We start from the raw sequence: 20,149 nt of genomic DNA, 5'->3' as shown, positions 1-20,149 counted from the left end.
GTGAATGCAACGTAGCGTTTCCCCCGTCGGAAAGCGTCGAGGGGGGTGGATCATGGACGCAGCGCAGAATCGTAAGCAGGTCGCACCGGGCGCCTTCACCGCCTTCGCTCGTTTCGTGCTCTGTGGTGGTGGAGTGGGGCTCGCATCGAGTTTCGCCGTGGCGGCTCTCGCGTCGTGGGTCCCCTGGGTCCTGGCCAACGCCGTGATCACCGTGGTCTCCACGCTGCTCGCCACGGAACTGCACGCTCGCTTCACCTTCGGCGCGGGCCGGCGCGCGACCTGGCGCCAGCACAAGCAGTCGGCCGGTTCCGCCGCGGCCGCCTACGCGGTGACCAGCATGGCGATGCTTGCCCTGTACCAGCTCGTGGCGACGCCCGGCGCGGTGCTCGACCAGGCCGTGTACCTGTCCGCCTCCGCGCTCGCCGGTGTCGCGCGGTTCGCGGTGCTGCGCCTGGTCGTCTTCGCGCGAACCCGGTCGCAGTCCGCCGGTGCCGGTGCCGGTGCCGGTCCCGTCACCCGTCCCGTTCACCGCGCCTCGGTCCCGGCCGCTCCCGCGGGGCTCTGCCGAGCCGTCTGAAGATCGCTTTATGGTTGCTTGATGCGTGTTGTCCCCAGATGGGTCCTGGTCTCTTCCGGGTGTGCGCCCGTCCTGCTGATCGCAGGCTGGTCGGGCGCGGCACTGTTCGAAGGGCCAGAGTACGACCCCGCCACCCAGACGATCAGCGTGCTGGGCGCCTACGGGGCCGCGGGCTACTGGGTGATGACGACGGCGTTCCTCGCTCTGGGCGCCTGTCATCTGCTGACCGCCTGGGGCCTGCGGGCCGCCGCGACCGCCGGACGTGTGGCGCTGGGCGGCGGGGGTGTGGCCGCGCTGGCCGTGGCCCTGCTGCCCGCGCCGAGCAGCGGGGGTTCCCTGCGGCACGGCGCGGTGGCGGTAGCCGGGTTCACGCTTCTGGCGGTGTGGCCGCTGCTGGCCGTCGACGGTACGGCGGCCGCTCCCTGGGCTCTGCGAACCGCGCCGGCGGTGGCGGTGTGCGCGCTGATGGCCGCGGGCGGAGCGTGGTTCCTGTTCGAGATGCACCGGCAGGGCAACGCCGGTGTCGCCGAACGCGTCGTGACGTTCCTTCAGTCGCTGTGGCCGTTCGTGGTCGCCGTCTCGTGTCTGAGCCGCATACGCCGACCGGCCCGACGGCCCGTACGGGAGTAGCGGCCCGGCGGGTGGGCGCGGCGAACGTTCAGGCGGCCGGGGAGCGGTGCCGGTCCACGATCCCCTCGACGATGCGCATCAGCCGGTCGCCCGCCCGGTCGATGCTGCCGTTCTGCGTGCTGACCTGTGCGCCCTCGAGTACGAAGGTGATCTCGGCCGCGGCCTGCTCGGGGTCGGGCAGTCCCGCGTCGGCGCACATGCCGATCATCCTGCGGGTCTGGTCCGCCTTGTGCTCCTCGATGACCTGTCGTGCGGGATGGGCGCGGTCGGGCAGTTCGGCGAGCGAGTTGATGAACGGGCAGCCCCGGTAGGAGATCGCGGGCAGTCCCTCGGCGATGAAGCGGGCGAGGCCCAGGATCTGCTCCCTGGGGCGGCCGGGGTGTTCGGCCGCCACCCGGTCGAAGGCCGCCCGGTACTCGGCGGCGACGATGCGCAGCCACTCCGCGACGAGCGCGTCCTTGGTCTCGAAGTGCCGGTAGATCGCCATCTTGGTGGTCTCCGCCTTCTCGGCGATCGCCTGGACGCCCACCCGCCGGATCCCCTCGCTCTGGAAGAGCTCCTCCGCCGCGTCGAGGATGCGCTCGCGCGGCGGCAGTTTCGCCACCCTGCCCGGCCTTGCGGCGGTCGTTGCCATGTCTGCTCCGTGACGTCCGGTCCCGTGGGGCGTCGCGCCCCTCGTCGGCTGCTACGGTACCATTCCGTCCCGTTCGATACCGCTCGGTATCGTCCAGGACCACTCGGTATCGCGATGTCCGCGCTACCCGCCCCCTGTCTTGGAGTGACAGTGAGAATCGACGAGTACGTACGCTTTGACGCCGTAGGCCTCGCGGAACTGGTGGCGAAGGGTGAGGTCACCCCCGCCGAACTGGCAGCGGCCGCACATGACGCCGTGCGGGCGGTCGATCCGGAGATCAACGCCGTGGTCGAGACGTGGCCGGCGGACGACCTGCCGGAGCCGGGGAGCGCCCCGCTGGCCGGCGTTCCTTTCCTGATCAAGGACATCGGGGTCGCCATGGCCGGCCGGCGCATGGAGATGGGCAGCCGCCTGGCGGCCGGCCACGTGGCCCGCTCCGACTCGTCCCTGATGCTGCGCCTGCGCCGCGCCGGCCTCATGACGCTCGGACGCACCGCGACACCCGAGATGGCCTACAGCAACACGACGGAACCAGTGCAGTACGGCGCCACCCGCAACCCGTGGGACCCGGAGCGGAGCGCGGGCGGATCCAGCGGCGGCGCGGGCGCGGCCGTCGCCGCCGGGGTGGTCCCGCTGGCGCACGCCACCGACGCAGCCGGTTCGATCCGCGTCCCCGCCGCCTGCAACGGCCTTTTCGGCCTGAAGCCGACCCGCGGCCGTGTCTCCGTGGGCCCGCACTTCGACGAGATCTTCAACGGCCTGGCCGTGCACGGCAGCGTCAGCCGCACGGTACGCGACAGCGCGGTCCTGCTCGACCAGATCCGCGGTCCGGAACCGGGCGACCCCTACTTCGCCCAGGAGCCGTCCAGGCCGTACGCGGAGGAAGTCGTCCGTGACCCGGGGCCGCTGCGGATCGGTGTCCTCACCCAGGCGTGGGGCGGACACCGCACCACCGCGCCGGTGGCCGACGCGCTCTCCCGCACCGTGCGCCTGCTCGAGTCCCTGGGCCACGAGGTGGAGGAGGCCGAGGTCGGCCTGGGCGTCGACTGGGAGGACTTCCTCGTGGCCAACGCGCGTCAGTGGACCGCCAACCTGACGGCGTCGGTCGACGAGCTGGCCGCCGCGACGGGCCGGTCCGTGAACGCGTCGACCCTGGAGGAGCCCATACTCGCGAGCTACCGCTACGGACAGGAGGTCACCGCCGCCGAGTTCGTCACCGCGCTGACGACCCGCAACAAGGTCGCCCGAGCCCTGGCGCGCTACTTCGCCGGGTACGACATGCTGCTCACCCCGACGCTGCCCGAGCTGCCCGTGCCCCTCGGCACGCACGCCGAGGGCGCCGGGAGGCTGGACGGCCTCGGCTGGCTGCGGCGGCTCTTCGACATCTCGCCGTTCACCGCCGTGTTCAACGTCGCGGGCACACCCGCCATGTCCGTACCGGTGACGGCCGACGCCGCGTCGGGGCTGCCGGTCGGTATGCAGTTCGCCGCCGGTTACGGCCGGGAGGACAGCCTCTTCCGCCTCGCCGGACAACTCGAACAGGCCGACCCCTGGTCGGCCCGGACCCCCACGGTGTGGGCCGGGGACCGCGGGGGCGACTGACCTCGAACCGGCAGCCGGCGGCCGCGTACATCCCGTGCTCGGGACTGGGTACGGGTAGGGTGCGCAGCCGTACGGGACACCGCGCGTAAGGGGAAACGGTGGGCGTTCATCCGGCGGAGGCGACGGCCGCGGAGCTGCGGGAGGCGGCGCGCGCACTGCTGTCCGTACTGGAGCCCGCGCAGGTGCGCGAACTGCGCGCGGGCCCCGGCCGGCTCGACGCTGCCGAGCTGCGGGAGTGGACCTACCTGCCCGGCCCGCGCCCCGGGCTGTCCACCGAAGGCCTCGACGGGCGGCAGCGCGCGGCGGTCGACGCGCTGCTGGCCGCGGCACACGGCACACCCGGAGCGGCGCTGGCGCGCGGGGCTATCGAGGTCGAGCGCCACCGCCGCGCCATGGCCGGTGCCACGGGCCGCCGACCGCTACTGGGTGCGGCTGCTGGGGGACCCGGACGGGGACGCCCCCTGGGGCTGGCGGATGAACGGCCACCACCTCGCCGTGCACGTGGTGGTCACGGCCGCCGGAATCCGCGTGACACCCCACTTCGTCGGGGCGGAGCCCGCCCGTGTCGCGGACGGTCCACAGGCCGGACGCCGGCTGCTGGGGCCGGAGGAGGACCTGGCCCGGGAACTGGTCACGGACCTGGACGCCGGCCGGCGCGCGAGAGCGGTCTTCGCCGCCGCCCCACCGGACGACATCCTGACCCGGGACGACCCGTTCGCCGACCCGGACCTGCTGCCGCCCGGTCTGCCGCACGGCGACATGACCCCGGATCAGCAGCGGCTCCTCACCCGCCTGGTGCGCCGCTACCTCGACCGGGCGCCCGCGGCCTACGCCGAGCAGTGCTGGTCCGGCCTGGCGGCGCGCGGCCTGGACACCCTGGCGTTCGCCTGGGCCGGCGGCCGCGCGCCCGGCGACCGGCACTACTACTGCGTCCGCGCCCCGGACCTGCTCATCGAATACGACAACACCCAGGACGACGGCAACCACGCCCACTCCGTCTGGCGGCACCTGCGCCACGACTGGGGCACCGATCTGCTCCGCGCCCACTACACGGACCGGCACGGGCCGGAGCACTGACCGCTACGGACCGAAAGCCCCTAGAGCCCGTGCACCTTGGCGTTCGACGAGATCTCGTAGACCAGTTCCAGCGTGCGCCGGCCTCCGGGAGGCAGGAGGACGTTCCAGTGGACGACGCCGTCCGCGTCGACGTCGTCGGGCGGGGGAGCGCAGGCACTCCGGCGCAGGCGCACCTCCACCGCCGACGTCTCGGAGACCGGGACGCGTTCCCGGACGACGACCACGTGCTCATGGCGCTCGCCGGGCCCCGAGAACCGTGACAGGTGCAGGCGGACGGTCCGGGTGAGCACGCTCCGCTGGGTGAGACCGGCGGTCTCACGGGTTTCCTCGGTTTCCCTCACGACCCGGTGGTCGTCGCGGCTGCCGAAGGCGAGGGCGGCCGGGGCACCGGGAGCGGTGAAGTCCAGCGTGCCACGACCGAGGAAGCCGCCGCCGCTGACGAGGTCCACGGGCCCGGCGAGCAGCGCGTGCCCCGAGCGGTTGTCGAACCGGACCAGTCGCCCGACCAGCGGCGACAGCTCGGGGGAGCAGGCGTACTCCGTGGACGTGGGAGTCTCGAAGGAGGAGAGCGGCACCCGGTGCGCCCGGCCGTCGGACGGCACCGAGACCGAAGTGGCGCATCGCAGGACCCGGACCTCGCCGCCGTCGTCGACTCCCGGCAGGCCTTGTACGGGCGCCGGACCGAGGTCGGTGATCTCCTCCTCGCGCCATTCGACCTGGACCGTGCGGCGTTCCGCCGCCGATCGGTCCCGGAGGGACAGCCGGTCCTCCGCGAGGCGCGGAGGCTCGGTGGCGAGCGTGCTGCGGGCCGTGGACAGGGTCAGCCGTACGTCCGACCAGTCCTCACCGGTGCGCTGCCAGACCATCGCGTCCGTGTCCAGGGTGAGCGAGTCCCCGTCGAGCACCGCGCGGTAGGCGGGCCGCCACAGGGCGCACGGGACGAGATGGGCCACGCGCAGCGCGGCCGGACCCGCGTCGCCCGCCCGTACGGTCACTTCGATGCGGCCGACCAGTTCGGACGGTTCCGACTCCGTGTCCGCCAAGGCGTGCCGGGCGACGGAGAGTTCGGCGGCCAGCGCCGTCAGCCGGGACTCGACCGCGCGCAGTCGTTCGCCGCAGGTGTCGCGTTCCGCGTCGACCCGGTCCAGTTCACGGGCCCACCGGGCGGTGTCGGACTCACCGAGACCCGCGCCCTCGCCGATCTCCCGCAGCAGATCGCCGGCGAGACGGCCGAGGAGGTCGACGCGGGCGTGCAGGCGCTCACGCCGCCGACCCAGCGCGTGCTGCTCCTCCTCGAGATCTCTCACCCGGTGCCGCAGGGCGGAGTCGTCGTCGGCGGGCCCCGGCGCCCTCGGTGTCCACTCGCGTACGACCCGGGCGTCGAGCACGGTCACCGGGCCGTCGGCGGACAGTTCGGCGTGCAGGCTGTGGTCGACGGTCAGGGCACTGACCGGTCCGAGACGCAGCACCTGGGTGCCGGCCGCGAGGTCGACCCCGGTGGTCCGCTCGACGTACGCCCGGTCCTCCAGACAGGTGACGGCGGTGACGGGGAGGGCGATCGGAGCGGGGCTCGTGTCCATGCGGGGTCAGCTCCTGCGGTTGCCGCCGGTCAGGGCTTTGCCGGCCGGGATGCGGATGACGTAGCCGCCGTCGAGGGCGCAGGCGGCGTGGGCCGGGATCTCGACCCGCCACACGCGGGTGCCGGGAGCGTGCCGCTCGGCGTCGGTGCCGGTGGCGGGCGTCTGCCAGTCGGCCTTCTCCTCGATCCTGATGTCCGCGTCGGAGGTGACCGGCACCCGCTCGCGGACCTCGACGGTCACGGGTACCGGGAGGCGGTTGGCCAGTTCCACGTGCACGCGGTGGTCGAGGACGGTCACGTTGTTGCGCAGCCCGGAGGTCGATTCGAGCAGACTCGTACGGCGCGTGACCCCGATGGCCTCGTCGGCGCCCAGGCCCACGCGGCGCACACCGCCGGGGGCGAGCGTGGGCAGTGCGGTGGTCAGCTGGAAGTCCCCGTCGGCCGAGACCTCCAGCGGGCCGGCCAACAGCGCCTGGTCGGTCGCGTTGGACAGCACCAGGGTCGTGTAGACCGCCTGTTCCACCGACGGGACGCACAGGTACTCGGTCCGCAGGCCGACCGCCACCTCACCGACGGTGATCGTGTGCCACGTACCGTCCGAGGGGACGTCGGCGCGTGCCGCGGCGTCATAGCGGTGGTCGAAGGAGCCGGCCGACTCGCGGGGGCGTACGGCGTCGTCCGGCAGGGGCAGCGCGGTGACGGTCTCGGCGCGCCGCCGGTGTTCGGCCGCCACCGGGTCGGAGGCGGCGTCGGGGAACAGCCGTCCGCGGCGCTCCGGTTGGCCGTCCGGGCCGGTGAGCACCAGTGCCGCGTAGTCGAGTTCGGCACCGCTCGGCCGAGGTGGCCCGGTCTCCGGGGCCGGTGACGGGGCGGGTGCCGCCCGGGGAGCGGCTGCGGACGGTGCCGCGGCCCGGCCGGGCGCCGCGGGAGCCGCGGGACGGGGCGCGCCGCTTCCGCCTCTGCGACGGGCGTACGGCTGAGGGTCGCCGGGCGCCGGGTCGCCCGGCATCACGCCCTCGGCGCTCGCGGGCATGCCGCCCGGCGGTGGCGGCAGCGCGCCGGGTGGCGGCGGCACGGCGCCGGGCGGCGCACCGTAGCCGTGAGCCGCCATCGGCGGGGCGGGGGCGGGGGGCGGTACGGGACCGGACGCGGACACGGCTGTGGCCGCCACCGCGCCACGGACGGTCACGGCGGAGCCCCCGGCGCCCGGAGGCGGTCCGGCCGCGTCGTAGCCGCTGAAGAGGTCGAGCAGTCCGCGCGGGGGCTCACGCCAACCCGACGACGCGGGAGCGGGCTGCTCGCGTCCGATGCGGATCGATCGCAGCCGGGGCACATCGGTGCGCCGCCGCAGGTCGGCCGTGGCCAGCGAGACCCGGACCCCGGTCCAGTCCTCGCCGGTGCGCTGGGCGATCGACGCCCGCAGCAGCAGCCGTCCGTCGCTCCCGCCCCGGTGGCGGGTGAGGCGGTAGGCCGGCACCCAGACGGCGCCGGGCACCCCGTACTCCACCTCCACCTCGACCTCGATGTCCGTGCCCTCGCCGCCCGCGAGGGTCACGTCCGCGCACGCGGTGGTCTCGGAGCGCGAGGCGGGGGCGTCGGTGGAGGCCCGGGCGAGCCTGTCGGCGGCGACCTCCCACTCGTGCTCGGCGTGCTTCAGTTCCTCGTCCGTCTCGCGCAGGCGAGCGTGCAGCACGGTCAGCCGGCCGTCCACGAACTCGGCGAGGTCCAGCCAGGCGTCGACGGGGGTGCGACGGTGGGGCGCCTCGTCATCGCGGGGCGGCGGCACCGGGCGCAGGGCCGCCACCTCGTCGATCAGCTCCTGCTGCCGCCTCCGGCGGGCCTGGACGGCCTCCAGGCCGTCGCGGAGCCGTTCCACCTCACGGCGGAGTTCGCCGACCGGGCGGCTGTCGAGCGGTTCGGCCTCGACGGCCGCTCTCGCCCCGGTGACCCGTACCCCGGTGGCGCTGACGACCCGCACCCGCAGGGAACCCGGGTCCATCGAGCGCGGCAGACCGGTCACCCGCACCCGCCCGCCCCGGGGCATGCCACCGCGGGCGAGCCGGCGGCAGAGGGCGCCCTGGGCGTACACCACCACGGAGTCGAGCGTCGATGCCCACCTCGGGGCCGCCTCAGCCATCATGTGCTCCCCCACACGCCGTGTCAGTGCCGAGGGAACTCTATGCCGGATGCCGGCCGTGAGTGCTCCGGTGCGGTGGAGCGGATCGCGGAGATGTCGAACTGGAGCCGGACCTTCTCGCTGACCATGCTGCCGCCGGCGTCGAGCCGCTGGTTGTAGACCAGCCCCCAGTCGCGGCGGTCGATGGTGGTGGTGCCGTCGAAGCCCGCACGCTCGTAGCCGAACGGGTCCATGACCGAGCCGAGGTAGTCCAGTTGGATGTCCACGGACCTGGTCGTACCGCGAATCGTGAGGTCGCCCGTCATGCGGAAGCTCTCCCCGCCTTCGTGGACGGTCGAGGTGCTGCGGAACGTCATCTCCGGGTGGCGGCGCACGTCGAAGAAGTCCCTGCCGACCAGGTGCCCGTCCCGCTGCTCCACGCCGGTGTCGACGCTCCCGACCCGGATGACGAGTTCGGCCCGGGACTCGGCGGGACTGGCTCCGTCGAAGTAGAGCGCGCTGTCGTAGTCGGCGAAGGACCCGCGCACGGTCGTGACCATGGCGTGCCGCACGGAGAAGCCGATCCGGCTGTGCGGGCGGTCGATGGTCCAGTGTCCGGTCAGAGCGCGAAGTGCCGGGTCGAGCGCGGCGCCGGCCGCCGCGGCCCGCGCACCGGGCCCACCGGACCCCACGGCCGGCGGCGGCTCGGCGACGGCGGTCTGGCGACGGCTGAAGATACCCATGTGACGTGGCCCTTTCGAGTCGGAACACTCGGTGGTACCACGCCGCGGGCGGACCGGACCGGGCAAGATGTGCGGCCTCGTCCGGGTTCCATGACGCCGACCGGAAAACTGCACAAGATCGCCGGATCGAGTACGCGTCCCTGCACGCACCCGGTGACCGGCAGTCCGGGTACGGGCCCGCGCGTCCTGGGGGCGCGGGCTACCCGGCGGGATCCTCCTCCGCCTGCCGTACGGCGCGGTGGACCGCCTTCTCGACGGCTTCCACCGGCAGGCCGCCGGCCGCGGCGTGATCGGCGATCGCCGCCCGTGCCGCCCGGGCGGCCTCCTGCCAGGCCCGTTGCTGCGCTTCGAACTCCTCGCCGTCGAGTCCGGCGAGCCGCGCGCGCTGTTCTTCCGCCGCCCGCTCAAGGCTGATCAGGTCCTCGGGAATGTCCACGCCGCCGATCCTAGGCTCGGACGCGGCCGGGTCCCGGCCCCGACCCGCGGGCGTCGCGGGGCGTCCGTGGGGGTTGGTCCCCGGGGCGGCGAACGTGCAGGGTGACGGGTACCGGCCAGGTGAAGAGGAACGCGGAGGTCCCATGAACTCGCACCCCAGGCTGCTGCAGACCGTGCTGGACACCACCGACCCGCGGCGACTGGCCGAGTTCTACCGGCAGCTGCTCGGACTGACGTACCGTCCGGGGGACGAGCCCCCGGCGGACGGTGTGCCCGAGGAGCCCGACTGGCTCGTGCTGCGTACGACCGACGGAGCCAACCGCCTGGCCTTCCAGCTCGTGGACCGGCTTCCCCGTACGACGTGGCCGGTGCACGACGTCCCCATGCAGGCGCACCTCGATCTCACGGTGCCCGTCACCGGGGAACTCACCCGGCAGCGCCTGAGGGCCCAGGCGCTGGGCGCCGAACTCCTGCTCGACCGTTTCGACGATCCGGAGGAGCCGCTGTATGTCCTCGCGGACCCTTCCGGGCATCCGTTCTGCCTGTTCGCCGTCTCGGAGGCATGACACGGCGCCTCGCTTCCGGCGCGCCCCGTCACTCGCCGAACCTGCGGCGCGCCTCCTCGATGCGGCCGAGGTACTGGTGGGTCCAGCCGCACATGGCGTCAACCGTGGTGCGCAGTGCCCGGCCCGGCTCGGTGAGCGTGTACTCGACCCGTGGCGGCACCGTGGGATACACCGTCCGCTCCAGCAGGCCGTTGCGCTCCAGCATGCGCAGGTTCTGCGTGAGCATCTTGTGGCTGACGCCCTCCACTTCGTCGCGCAGCTCGCTGAAGCGCAGGGTGCGCTCGCCGAGCGCCTCGATGATCAGGAACGCCCACTTGTTGGCGACGTCCGAGAAGATCTCCCGTGCCAGGGAGTCGGCGCGCCGCAGGTCCGCGTCCTCGGGCAAGCCCTTGAGCAGCTGTTTGGTCACCATCTGGTTCCTCAGTCACCGAAAAGTGCGTTCTTCCAGGTCCGCGCCTACTTTCCTACAGTTCCTCAGTAACCACAAGAGAGTGAACCGAAGGGTGAGCACGTTGACTGCCATGAACGTCTTCAACCACCGTGTGCCGGCCGAGAGCGAGTTCGGCTACACGCAGGCCATCAAGTCCCGCGATCTGATACACGTCTCCGGACAGCTCTCGCTCGACCGGGCGGGCGAGTTCGTCCACGCGGACGACTTCGCCGCGCAGCTCGACCAGACGTACGCCAACGCCGACAAGGTCCTGGACCACTTCCGCGTCACCCGGAACCAGGTGGTCTCGCAGACCCTGTACGTGGTGAACCTGCGGCAGAACGCCACGGCGACGGCGGCGGGCAATCTGGCGTACTTCGGCGACCACCGCCCGGTCAGCACGGTCGTCGGCGTCACCGAACTGACCTTCCCCGGCCAGGTCGTCGAGATCGCCTTCGTCGTCGACGAGAAGCTGCCCGCCTGACCCCGGGCCCGGCGAGTACGCGCCGCCGCGACGGGGCGCGTCTACCCCGGGGTGCCCCGAAGGACGCGGTCGAGCGCCGCCCGGCCCGCGGGACCCCACGCCGGCTTGCCGCCGGGCAGCCCCCGGTCCCCGTCCCGGCCGATCAGCATGAGGACGAGGCCCTTGAGGACGGCCAGCCCGCGGGCGCGCCGGACCGTGCCCGCGTCCGCCTTCGCGTACACGTCGAAGAAGCGTGCGGCGGCGCCCTCGGGAAGGACCACCCACGCGGCCGCGAGGTCCCACGCCGGATCGCCGGCGAACAGGTCGCCGAAGTCGACCACGCCCGAGAGGGTTCCGTCCGAGACGACGACGTTCGCGGGATGCAGATCACCGTGCACCCACACCGGCGGGCCCGCCCACTCGGGGGCGGCGACGGCGTCGTCCCACACGGCCCGGAGGCCGTCGGCGATGTCGCCGGGCGCGACGGCCCCGAAGAAGTGGTCGAAGCCGTCCGTGCACTCCTTGGGATGGGCGCCGCGGTCCTTACCGGCCGGCGCCTCGGCGGGCGCCGGAACGTGCAGTGCCCTGAGAAAGTCCGCCAGCCTGCCGGCCGCGTGGTCACCCCGGCTGATCCGACTGTGGTCCAGCGGCTCGCCGGGGACCCACGTCATGACGGTCCACGGCTTGGGGAAGCGCGCGGACGGTTCGCCGGTCCGCACCGGTTCCGGGACCGGGAGCGGCAGGCGCGGGGCCAGGACGGGCAGCCACCGGCGCTCCTTGCGCTGGAGATCCGGTGCACGCTCCGTACGGGGCACGCGCACGGCCAGTTCGCCCCCGAGGCGCCACTGCTGGTTGTCCCATCCGCCCGCCACCGCACGGATGGCCAGGTCCGCGAGGTCGGGGTGCTGCTCGCGCAGCAGTTCGCGGACCAGGTCCGCGGTGATCTCGGATGCGGAGTCGGTCATGAGACGTCACAGTACTGGTCAGGCGGGGACCGTCCCCTCCACGAGAACCTCGCGGAAGACTTTGCCGCGGTGGCGGCGTACCTCCACGAACGCGACGGCGACCCGGCGACGGCGGCACGGCTGTACGAGGAGGCGGCCCGCAAGGCGTCCAGCCTCGCCGAGCGCGACCACCTGACGCGCCGGGCGGCCCGGCTCAACGCCCGCCGGCGTCGCTGACGGCCAGGACCCTGCCGGTGAACTCCGCCAGTCGCCTGCGCAGCCTCTCCCGCGGCACGTCCTCCTGGCCGGCGAGATGCTCGACGAGGTCGGCCCGGACCGCGGCGAGCAGGGCGTGGGCGGTGAAGTCGCGGTCGGGCAGGCCGGGGATCTGCTCCAGTACCGTCCGGAGCAGGGCGTGCCAGCGCGCGTAGTGCTCCGCCCCGTATGGGCTGCCCGCCCCGCCGTCCTCCAGCGCCAGCGCCAGGCGTCGGTTGTCGTACTTGAAGCACAGGACGGCGTCGAGCAGGGCGGCCACCCGCTCCCTCGGCTCAGTGGCGGGCCCCAGCGGCGGCGGGCCGGACTCGACGGCCTCCCCGACCGGTTCGAGCCGCCTCTCGTACAGCGCGCGGAGCAGCCCCGGCCGGTCGCCGAACGCCCTGAAGAGCGTGCCCTTGCCGACGCCGGCGGCGGCCGCGACGTCGGCCATGGTGACGTCCTCCGGGCTGTCGCGCCCGGCGAACAGGGCGTCGGCTGCCGCGAGGACGGCCTCCCGGTTGCGGGCGGCGTCCTTGCGGGGCCTGCGCTCGGCCATGGTGCTGCTCCTTCGTTTGCAAAGCGGACCCGGGGTCCGTATCGTCGTCGAAACGGACCCATGGTCCGGATTCTACGAGATGGAGGACACCCATGTCCGCACCGACCTCCCCGGCGGACCTCTACCGCCACAGCCTGCGACTGCTGCTCGACAAGGACGTCGCCGCCTGGACCGACCTGTGGGCCGACGACGGAGTCATGGAGTTCCCGTTCGCCCCCGAGGGCTGGCCGGGACGACTGGAGGGGAAGGAGGCCATCGGCGCCTACATGCGCGGCTATCCCGACCACATCGATCTGCGCGACTTCCCGGAGCTGCGCGTCCACCGGACCGTCGAGCCGGAGACCCTCGTCGTCGAGATGCGCGGCGTCGGCCGCCTCGTGAGGACCGGCGAGCCCTTCGACGTGACGTACATCGCCGTCGTGACCGTGGAGGGAGGGCGCTTCACCTCGTACCGCGACTACTGGAACCCGCTCGCCGTCCTCGAACCCGGCGCGGACTTCCGGAGCGGCCGATGACCGCCGCCGGCACCACCTTGGTCATAGGCGCCACCGGCACCACCGGCAGCCGTACGGTCGCGCGGCTGACCGCAGCCGGACACCGCGTCAGGGCGGCGAGCCGCCGGGCCACCCCGGTCCCCGGTGCCGAGCCGGTCCCCTTCGACTGGTACGATCCCGCCACCCACCCCGCGGCCCTCGACACGGTCGACCGCCTCTACCTCGTACCGCCCGTCGGCGACGCCGACCCCGCGGCGACCGTGCTGCCCTTCCTCCGGCGGGCCGGGACCGAAGGCGTCCGCCGTGCGGTCCTCCTCGGCTCCTCGGCCATCGGTGAGGGCGACCCCGCGGTGGGGGAGGTCTACGGGGCGGTACGGGAACTGTTCGAACAGTGGGCGGTGCTGCGTCCGTCGTGGTTCATGCAGAACTTCACCGGTACACACGAGCATGCCCGCAGCATCCGCGAGGACGGCGCCATCCGGACGGCGACCGGAGCCGGCCGAACCGGCTTCGTCGACGCCGAGGACATCGCGGCCGTCGCCTTCCACGCCCTGACCGACGAGCGGGCACCCTGCACCGATCTCGTCCTGACCGGACCGGAGGCGCTCAGTCACGACGACATCGCCGCGATCATGACCGACGTCACGGGCCGCCCGGTGGTCCACCACCGGCTGACCCACGAGGAGATGACCGAGCGCCTCACCGCGGTGGTGCCGCCGGAGTTCGCCGCCGTGCTGGCCGGCCTGGACCGGGCGATCGCCGAAGGGGCGGAGGACCGCGTCACCGACACCGTCCGGCGCGTGACCGGCCGCGCCCCGGGCGGCTTCCGCGCCCACCTGGAGCGGGAACTGCGCCGACGCGGCCGGGCCGCGATCAGCCCGCGGCCGCGTCGGCAGGGACAGGGTCCGCGCACGGGCGCAGGACCATGAGCGGGCCTTCCGGGGCCGCCGCCATCGCGAAGGGGAAGCGGTCGAGTTCGAGGCAGAGCGCGACGTCGTCGGGATGGGTTCCCTGACGCACGCCCGTCGTCAGCTCGACGGCGGCCCGGGAGGCGGCGGCCCGGCGCAGGAACCCGGATGCGTCCGTCTCCGCGCCGGTGGCCCTGCGCGCGATGTACTGGGCGCACGCCAGGTCCTCGTCGGCGCGCCCGTCCTCGCCGGTGACCACGAACGTGACGCGGTCGCACGCGCGAGTGCGCAGGAGCCGGGCCGTCGCCTCCGCCACCACGAAGCCGGCGCACAGCACCAGCGACGCGTCCTTGACCGCGAGGGCGCCGACCGTCCCCGCCGTGGTCTTCTGCACGACGGTCCGCCCGGCGAGGTCGACGGACCGCAGCAGGCCCGGCGAGTTGACGGCGTCGAACCCGGGCTCGGGCGGACCGTCCTTGATGGCCGCCCAGTCCGGGTGGCGAGCCTTCAGGGCCCGGGCTTCGTCCAGCGACTCGGCGAGGACGATCCTCTCCGCACCCCGGGCAAAGGCCCAGGCGGCCACGGTGTACGCGCGCATGACGTCGACCACGACCGCCACGGAGGGGACTTCGGTTCCGACCAGGTCGGCGATGCCGACGAAACGAGCGTCCATGCCGGCCATGATCGCGCATGCCGACGGTCCCGGACAGCGAATTCACCTCCGGCGGCCCGGTGTTGGGTGCCCGGTCCGCGGCCGCACCGGCGAGCCTCGCCCAGCGTCCTGAGGCGGAGGGGGAGGATTCCGGTATGGCACCGAAGCATCCCAAGACCGAGCTCGACGCCCGCTACAGCGCCGCACTCAACCCGCGTCCGGGCGCGGAGGACGTCACCGCCACGGAATGGGCCGTGGCCGAGGGGCGACTGCGCGCCGCCGAGATCTTCTGGATCACCACGGTCCGACCGGACGGCCGCCTCCACGTCACGCCGCTGATCGCCGCCTGGCACGACGGCGCACTCCACTTCAGCACCGGGACGGGGGAACAGAAGGCCAAGAACCTGGCGGGCAACGCCCATTGCGTACTCACCACGGGGAACAACACGTTCTCCGAAGGACTCGACATCGTGGTCGAGGGCGCGGCGGAGCGGGTGACGGATCCGGCACGGCAGGACGAGGTCATCGCCGCGTTCGAGGAGCAGTACGGGGACCGCGTCGCCTCGCCGGAGGGGCCCTTCCGCGGCTTCGGCGACAGCATCCGCGAGGGCAACGACCTGCTGTTCGCGGTGGCGCCCGGCACGGCCTACGGCTTCGGGCACGACGGCCAGGTGTTCAGCCACACCCGCTACACCTTCGCCTGACCGCCGACGGATGTCCGGTTCTCGCCCGTCCGGGGTAAATGCCTGGACCGGTGGCGGGACTTGTAGGGAGACTTCCGGGTCTGGACTCCGGGAGTGTGATGACGCAGACAGCCGCACACGTGACGTCGCCGGGCAGGGGCGCGGTTGTTCTCGCCCTGCGGCGCTACGGCAGGGAACTCCTCCGGTTGCGACGGCCGGCCCTGCCGGCGCTGCTGCTGCCGGCCGTGGGCAACATCGGGATCCGCTACGTGGCGCCCCTGCTGGTCGCCAAACTGGCAGGGCAGGCAGCCGACGGCGGTGGTCTCACGGTCGGCTCGGCACTGCCCTACGTGCTCGGCTTCGGTGCGGTGCTGCTGCTAGCGGAGGCCGTGTGGCGGGTCGGTCAGCACTGCCTGAACCGCGTGGAGGCCCTCGGCGTGGAGCACCTGTACGTCACCGGCATGGACGAACTCCTCGCCAAGGACGCCTCCTTCTTCCACGACAACTTCGCCGGCTCCCTGACGAAGCGGGTGCTGAGCTTCGGCAAACGGTTCGAGGACTTCGTCGACACGGTGACCTACCGGATCGTGGGCAGCCTCGTACCGTTGATCTTCGGCGCCGTCGTGCTGTGGCACTACGAACCGCTGCTCGTCGCGGGCCTCCTGCTGATGATCGTACTGACCGTCGTGGCCGCGGCACCCCTGATCCGTCGCCGTCAGGCGCTCGTCAACGACCGTGAGGCGGCGATCGCCAGGGTCTCCGGGCACGTCGCCGACAGCCTCGCCAACATGGAGACCATCCGGGCGTTCGCGGCCGAGCGCCGGGAGGCCGACGAGCACCGCCGCCGCGTAGCGGACTCCCGGCGCCTGACGCTGAAGTCCTGGGACTTCGGCAACCTGCGGGTCGACACCCTGATCGCCCCCATGTCCGTGCTGACCAACGTGCTGGGGCTGTTCGTCGCCATCGCCTTCGGCAGCCCGGGCCAGGGTGTGGAGGAGATCGTGGTCGCCTTCACCTACTACTCCAACGCGACCCAGATCATGTTCGAGTTCAACCAGATCTACCGCCGCCTGGAAAGCTCGATGACCGAGGCCGCGCAGTTCACGGAGCTGCTGCTGGATCCACCCACCGTGCTGGACGCGACCGAACCCGAGCCGCTCGCCCCGCGGGGCACCGGCGTCCGCTTCGAGGCGGTCACCTTCGCGCACCCGGGCACCGAGCCGATCTTCGAGGGCCTCGACCTGGACGTGCCCGGCGGTGCGCGGATCGGCCTGGTCGGCAGGTCCGGCGGCGGCAAGACCACCCTCACCCGGCTCCTGCTGCGGATGGCCGACATCGACGCCGGACGCATCCTGATCGGCGGGCAGGACATCAGCCGGCTGCGCCAGACCGACCTGCGCTCACTGATCGCCTACGTCCCCCAGGAACCCGCGATGTTCCACCGCAGCCTGCGGGACAACATCGCCTTCGCCCGGCCCGGCGCCACCGACGAGGAGATCCACGCGGCCGCCGCCGCCGCGCACGTCACGGAGTTCGCCGACCAGCTCCCCGACGGCTTCGCCACCCTGGTGGGGGAGCGGGGAGTGAAGCTGTCCGGCGGCCAGCGCCAGCGGGTGGCCCTAGCCAGGGCCCTGCTGCGCGACGCCCCGATCCTGCTGCTCGACGAGGCGACCAGCGCGCTCGACTCGGAGAGCGAGCTGCTCGTCCAGGACGCCCTGTGGCGCCTGATGGACGGACGTACGGCTCTCGTGGTCGCCCACCGGCTCAGCACCGTCGCCGGCATGGACCGCCTCGTCGTCCTCGACCGCGGACGCGTCGTCGAGCAGGGCAGCCACAGCGAACTGCTCGCCGCCGACGGCGCCTACGCCAAGCTCTGGCAGCACCAGTCGGGCGGTTTCCTCGGCGAGAACGCCGACCCGGCGCCCGACGGCGACGCCCCCGGCGAGGACCTCGCGAGGCAGTACAGCTAGCCGCTGCCCCCGATCATCGACATCAGCAGCCCGTGGGTCTCCGCGTCGGCGGCCACGACGAGCCCGCGGCCCGCCCGGCCGAGCGGTCCGCCGTCGATGCCGGTGACGACGCAACCGGCGGCCCGGCACACGGCGATGCCGGCGGCGAAGTGCACGCTGCCGGACAGGTCCCCGCCGTCGGTGACGTACGCGGCCCGCCTGCCGGCCGCGACCCAGGCCAGTGCGAGCGTCGTCGACACGACCCGCGGCCGGAACCGCTCGGCGAACCCCGGGTGGGCCAGCAGGTCCACCGCCCGGAACCCGGGCGCGCTCGGAAACGGCGGGTCGAGATTGACGTCGACCAGCCGGGTGGCGGACGTGGGCGCCAGCGGTGCGTCGGCCTCGTCCTGCCGCACCCACGCGCTCTCACCGTCCGTGCGGAAGACCTCGCCGCCGAACGGGTCGGCCACGGCCGCCGCCCCCTGGCGCAGCGCCACGTTGACGGCCACCAGCATGCTGCCGGAGGCGTAGTTCAACGTGCCGCACAAGGGGTCCACCAGCCACTCGCGTACGGCGGCGACGGGACCTCGCCGCCCGCCCTCCTCGCCGAGCACCGCGTCACCGGGCCGGGCGGCACGGATGACACCGACGATCGCCTTCTCGGCCTCCACGTCGGCGGCGGTGGCGAAGTCCCCCGCGCCCTTGTCGGTCCGGGACAGCCGCCGGCCGTACATGCGGCGCACCACGTCCGCACCGGCACCGGCCGCGGCCGCCGCGACCCCGGCGTCGTCGAGACTCTCGTACGAGCTGATCATGCCGGGCAGAGTACCGACGAGGAGTCAGCGGGCGACCCGCGGGACGCGCCTGTCCCAACTGCGCCGGAAGACGATCTCCTCGCCGTCGCGGCACACCACCTCGTTCGACGTGACGAAGTCCTCGGCGTCGCAGGTGATCTCCGACCTGGTCTCGACCCGTACGTCCCAGGCACGTTCCGGGCGACGCAGACGTACGGTCCACTGGGACCCGGCCCGCGCCGACAGCGGGTCGTCCTCCCGGACGGTGTACGTCTCCAGCGCGTCCTCGGTGAACTCCAGGCCGTCCGGGTACACGCGGGTGCCGCCGTAACGCGGATCGACCTCCAGCCGCCATTCGCCCTTGGCGACATCGCGCACCACCAGCCGCTCCGGGCGCTCCTCCCCCTCGGCCGCCGGCACGGTGACGCGCAGCGGCTCGGACTGCTCGGGCGGCTCGAAACGGATGCCGGCGTCCTCCGGGTGGGCCCCGCCGTCCCGCACGGGCAGTACGAGTGCCGACCCGGCCGGTTCCAGCACGAAGCCGTTCTCGGAGCCCGCCTGCGGCCAGATCCACGGCCAGTAGGCGGAGGAGACGGCGAGGCGGATGCGGTGCCCGGCGGGGAAGCTGTGACCGATGCCGTTGAGCTGGAAGGTCACGGTCTCCGTCGCCCCGGGCGGCCAGGGCACGTTGCGGTCCCGGCCCTCGCGGGCGGCGAGGTTGAGCGCGCCGCGGGTCACGAGGGTCGACGAGCCGTCCGGCGTCACGTCGCACAGCCGGGCCACGACCTGCCCGTACGGCACGTCCATCCGCAGCCGCAGGGTCACCTCCGGGCGGCCGAGGATCTCCACCGGGCCGTCGGTGACGGGGAACTCGAAGCACGCCGAGCGGGCGTCCTCCTCGCGCTGGTCGGGCGGCAGGTCGGCGTCGTTGCCGAAGGGGAAGAAGCGGCCGGCGTCGATGCCGGTGTGCTGGGGCGAACACACGACGACCGGGTCACCGCCGAGGGCGTGGGGCGTGGGGGTCGTGTACGGGGAGGGCCAGGCGGGGTCGCCGACCCAGCGGCCCGGCAGTTCGGGGTAGACGGTGGCCGGGCGGTGCGACTCGCTGATCCAGGAACGGAGCAGCGGCTCCTCCATCACGCCGGTGTCCCGGCCCTTGAGGTGCTGGTCCCACCAGCGCAGTGTCTCCTGCAGGAAGCCGATCGCCGGGCCCGGCGGCAGTCCGCGGTCCGGGTACTGGTGCGACCAGGGGCCGATCAGTCCGCGCACCCGGTCGCCGGGCAGGTGCTCCACGAGCCGGAGCACGGTGTCGCGGTACGGGTCGTGCCAGCCGCCGACGGCGAGGACGGCGGCGTCGAGCGCGGAGTAGTCCTCACAGACGCTGCCGTGTTTCCAGTACTCGTCACGGAGCTGGTGGGACAGCCAGGTGTGGATGAACGGGTCGACCGCCTCCAGCCGCCGCAGCCACATCTGCCGCCACTCCTCCCCGGCGTACTCGGGGTCCGGCGGACGGCAGACGAAGGCGAGCATGGTCGAGGCCCAGGCGTGCATGTCGACGCCGAGCACCGAGCCGCCCATGTAGTGCACGTCGTTGTCGTACCGGTCGTCCGCGGAGCAGACGGTGACGACGGCCTTGAGGGGTTCGGGCGCCAGCGCGGCGATCTGGAGCGAGTTGAAGCCGCCCCAGGAGATGCCGAACATGCCGACCTTGCCGTCGCACCAGGGCTGCGCGGCCAGCCACTCGACGACCGCGACGCCGTCGGCCAGCTCGGTGGCGTCGTACTCGTCGCCGGGCAGGCCCTCGCTGTTGCCGTGTCCGCGCACGTCGACGCGGACGGAGGCGTAGCCGTGGCCCGCGTACCAGGGGTGGCGCTGGCTGTCCCGGGGCGCGGTCCAGTCGCTGAGCCGGTACGGCAGGTACTCCAGCAGGGCGGGAACCGGCTCGTCGGTGACCGGCCGCCACACGCGTGCGTAGAGGCGGGTGCCGTCCGGCAGGGGGATGCGGATGTCGTCGTGGGTCGTCTCGTAGGGGAAGTCGGTGCGGATGCGCATGGGGAGGTAC

At 73.2% G+C, this 20,149-nt stretch carries 21 protein-coding genes and 2 pseudogenes; 12 read left to right on the top strand and 11 right to left on the bottom strand.

All coding sequences use genetic code 11. The annotated features are described in order from the left end of the window. Nucleotides 1-52 precede the first annotated feature (52 nt). Nucleotides 53-577 carry a GtrA domain-containing protein gene (locus M6G08_RS27305; protein ID WP_272589777.1) on the top strand — a complete coding sequence of 175 codons (525 nt, stop codon included), beginning with the start codon at nt 53-55 and terminating at the stop codon, nt 575-577. A 21-nt stretch (nt 578-598) separates the two neighbouring features. Then, complete coding sequence (locus M6G08_RS27300; RefSeq protein ID WP_272589776.1) at nt 599-1,207, top strand: DUF998 domain-containing protein; 609 nt, start codon at nt 599-601, stop codon at nt 1,205-1,207. 28 nt (nt 1,208-1,235) lie between these two features. Here the strand turns inward: M6G08_RS27300 and M6G08_RS27295 are convergent, their stop codons facing one another. Continuing rightward, entirely contained in the window at nt 1,236-1,841 is a 606-nt protein-coding gene (locus M6G08_RS27295) for a TetR/AcrR family transcriptional regulator (protein ID WP_272589775.1), read from the bottom strand. 150 nt (nt 1,842-1,991) lie between these two features. Between M6G08_RS27295 and M6G08_RS27290 the strand changes: the two genes are divergently transcribed. The 3 genes and pseudogenes from M6G08_RS27290 to M6G08_RS27280 all read left to right on the top strand — a co-directional run bounded on the left by M6G08_RS27290 (nt 1,992) and on the right by M6G08_RS27280 (nt 4,520). Beyond that, complete coding sequence (locus tag M6G08_RS27290; RefSeq protein ID WP_272589774.1) at nt 1,992-3,443, top strand: amidase; 1,452 nt, start codon at nt 1,992-1,994, stop codon at nt 3,441-3,443. 98 nt (nt 3,444-3,541) lie between these two features. After that, nucleotides 3,542-3,763, top strand: a pseudogene (locus M6G08_RS27285) (DUF3500 domain-containing protein); the annotation flags it as partial. Between the two features lie 79 nt (nt 3,764-3,842). Further along, complete coding sequence (locus M6G08_RS27280) at nt 3,843-4,520, top strand: DUF3500 domain-containing protein (protein ID WP_272589773.1); 678 nt, start codon at nt 3,843-3,845, stop codon at nt 4,518-4,520. Nucleotides 4,521-4,540: 20 nt separating this feature from the next. Here the strand turns inward: M6G08_RS27280 and M6G08_RS27275 are convergent, their stop codons facing one another. The 4 genes from M6G08_RS27275 to M6G08_RS27260 form a co-directional block, all read right to left on the bottom strand. After that, nucleotides 4,541-6,100: a mucoidy inhibitor MuiA family protein gene (locus M6G08_RS27275; RefSeq protein WP_272589772.1), complete on the bottom strand. Its 1,560-nt coding sequence runs from the start codon at nt 6,098-6,100 to the stop codon at nt 4,541-4,543. 6 nt (nt 6,101-6,106) lie between these two features. Beyond that, nucleotides 6,107-8,239: a DUF4139 domain-containing protein gene (locus M6G08_RS27270; RefSeq protein ID WP_272589771.1), complete on the bottom strand. Its 2,133-nt coding sequence runs from the start codon at nt 8,237-8,239 to the stop codon at nt 6,107-6,109. Nucleotides 8,240-8,259: 20 nt separating this feature from the next. Further along, complete coding sequence (locus tag M6G08_RS27265) at nt 8,260-8,958, bottom strand: YceI family protein (RefSeq protein ID WP_272589770.1); 699 nt, start codon at nt 8,956-8,958, stop codon at nt 8,260-8,262. Nucleotides 8,959-9,157: 199 nt separating this feature from the next. Next, nucleotides 9,158-9,394 carry a hypothetical protein gene (locus M6G08_RS27260; RefSeq protein ID WP_272589769.1) on the bottom strand — a complete coding sequence of 79 codons (237 nt, stop codon included), beginning with the start codon at nt 9,392-9,394 and terminating at the stop codon, nt 9,158-9,160. A gap of 142 nt (nt 9,395-9,536) precedes the next feature. Between M6G08_RS27260 and M6G08_RS27255 the strand changes: the two genes are divergently transcribed. Then, nucleotides 9,537-9,959 carry a VOC family protein gene (locus M6G08_RS27255; protein ID WP_272589768.1) on the top strand — a complete coding sequence of 141 codons (423 nt, stop codon included), beginning with the start codon at nt 9,537-9,539 and terminating at the stop codon, nt 9,957-9,959. A 28-nt stretch (nt 9,960-9,987) separates the two neighbouring features. Here M6G08_RS27255 and M6G08_RS27250 read toward each other — a convergent pair whose 3' ends face one another. Further along, a complete protein-coding gene (locus M6G08_RS27250) occupies nt 9,988-10,371 on the bottom strand; it encodes a winged helix-turn-helix transcriptional regulator (protein ID WP_272589767.1) in 384 nt (127 codons plus the stop codon). Nucleotides 10,372-10,480: 109 nt separating this feature from the next. Here M6G08_RS27250 and M6G08_RS27245 point away from each other — a divergent pair, with 109 nt between their 5' ends. Continuing rightward, nucleotides 10,481-10,873: a RidA family protein gene (locus tag M6G08_RS27245; RefSeq protein ID WP_443049022.1), complete on the top strand. Its 393-nt coding sequence runs from the start codon at nt 10,481-10,483 to the stop codon at nt 10,871-10,873. Nucleotides 10,874-10,914: 41 nt separating this feature from the next. Here M6G08_RS27245 and M6G08_RS27240 read toward each other — a convergent pair whose 3' ends face one another. Next, a complete protein-coding gene (locus M6G08_RS27240) occupies nt 10,915-11,817 on the bottom strand; it encodes an aminoglycoside phosphotransferase family protein (protein ID WP_272589766.1) in 903 nt (300 codons plus the stop codon). A 63-nt stretch (nt 11,818-11,880) separates the two neighbouring features. On the opposite strand from M6G08_RS27240, the pseudogene M6G08_RS27235 reads away from it, so the two are divergent. Further along, nucleotides 11,881-12,033: pseudogene (locus M6G08_RS27235) on the top strand (RNA polymerase subunit sigma-24); the annotation flags it as partial. Here the strand turns inward: M6G08_RS27235 and M6G08_RS27230 are convergent. Continuing rightward, the gene (locus M6G08_RS27230) at nt 12,011-12,607 is read right to left on the bottom strand and encodes a TetR/AcrR family transcriptional regulator (RefSeq protein WP_272589765.1); all 597 of its coding nucleotides are present in this window, start codon (nt 12,605-12,607) and stop codon (nt 12,011-12,013) included. The pseudogene M6G08_RS27235 and the gene M6G08_RS27230 overlap by 23 nt on opposite strands. A gap of 92 nt (nt 12,608-12,699) precedes the next feature. Here M6G08_RS27230 and M6G08_RS27225 point away from each other — a divergent pair, with 92 nt between their 5' ends. Beyond that, entirely contained in the window at nt 12,700-13,122 is a 423-nt protein-coding gene (locus tag M6G08_RS27225) for a nuclear transport factor 2 family protein (RefSeq protein ID WP_272589764.1), read from the top strand. Continuing rightward, complete coding sequence (locus tag M6G08_RS27220) at nt 13,119-14,030, top strand: NmrA family NAD(P)-binding protein (protein WP_272589763.1); 912 nt, start codon at nt 13,119-13,121, stop codon at nt 14,028-14,030. The genes M6G08_RS27225 and M6G08_RS27220 overlap by 4 nt, the downstream gene beginning before the upstream one ends. On the opposite strand, the gene M6G08_RS27215 is transcribed toward M6G08_RS27220, so the two are convergent. Then, complete coding sequence (locus M6G08_RS27215) at nt 13,975-14,682, bottom strand: 2-phosphosulfolactate phosphatase (protein WP_272589762.1); 708 nt, start codon at nt 14,680-14,682, stop codon at nt 13,975-13,977. The two genes, M6G08_RS27220 and M6G08_RS27215, sit on opposite strands and share 56 nt — an antisense overlap. A 134-nt stretch (nt 14,683-14,816) precedes the next feature. Here M6G08_RS27215 and M6G08_RS27210 point away from each other — a divergent pair, with 134 nt between their 5' ends. Together M6G08_RS27210 and M6G08_RS27205 are read left to right on the top strand one after the other, a co-directional pair. Then, entirely contained in the window at nt 14,817-15,365 is a 549-nt protein-coding gene (locus tag M6G08_RS27210; protein ID WP_272589761.1) for a pyridoxamine 5'-phosphate oxidase family protein, read from the top strand. A 98-nt stretch (nt 15,366-15,463) separates the two neighbouring features. Then, complete coding sequence (locus M6G08_RS27205; protein WP_272589760.1) at nt 15,464-17,314, top strand: ABC transporter ATP-binding protein; 1,851 nt, start codon at nt 15,464-15,466, stop codon at nt 17,312-17,314. Here the strand turns inward: M6G08_RS27205 and M6G08_RS27200 are convergent. Both M6G08_RS27200 and M6G08_RS27195 read right to left on the bottom strand, forming a co-directional pair. After that, complete coding sequence (locus M6G08_RS27200; protein WP_272589759.1) at nt 17,311-18,108, bottom strand: inositol monophosphatase family protein; 798 nt, start codon at nt 18,106-18,108, stop codon at nt 17,311-17,313. The two genes, M6G08_RS27205 and M6G08_RS27200, sit on opposite strands and share 4 nt — an antisense overlap. Nucleotides 18,109-18,132: 24 nt before the next feature. Continuing rightward, nucleotides 18,133-20,139, bottom strand: a complete 2,007-nt coding sequence (locus M6G08_RS27195; RefSeq protein WP_272589758.1) for a CocE/NonD family hydrolase — start codon at nt 20,137-20,139, stop codon at nt 18,133-18,135. Between the last annotated feature and the right edge of the window lie 10 nt (nt 20,140-20,149).

It is taken from the genome of Streptomyces sp. M92, assembly GCF_028473745.1.
Lineage (GTDB): Bacteria > Actinomycetota > Actinomycetes > Streptomycetales > Streptomycetaceae > Streptomyces.
The sequence above is the reverse complement of the archived record's forward strand: the minus strand, read 5'-3'. Positions and strand labels throughout refer to the sequence as shown.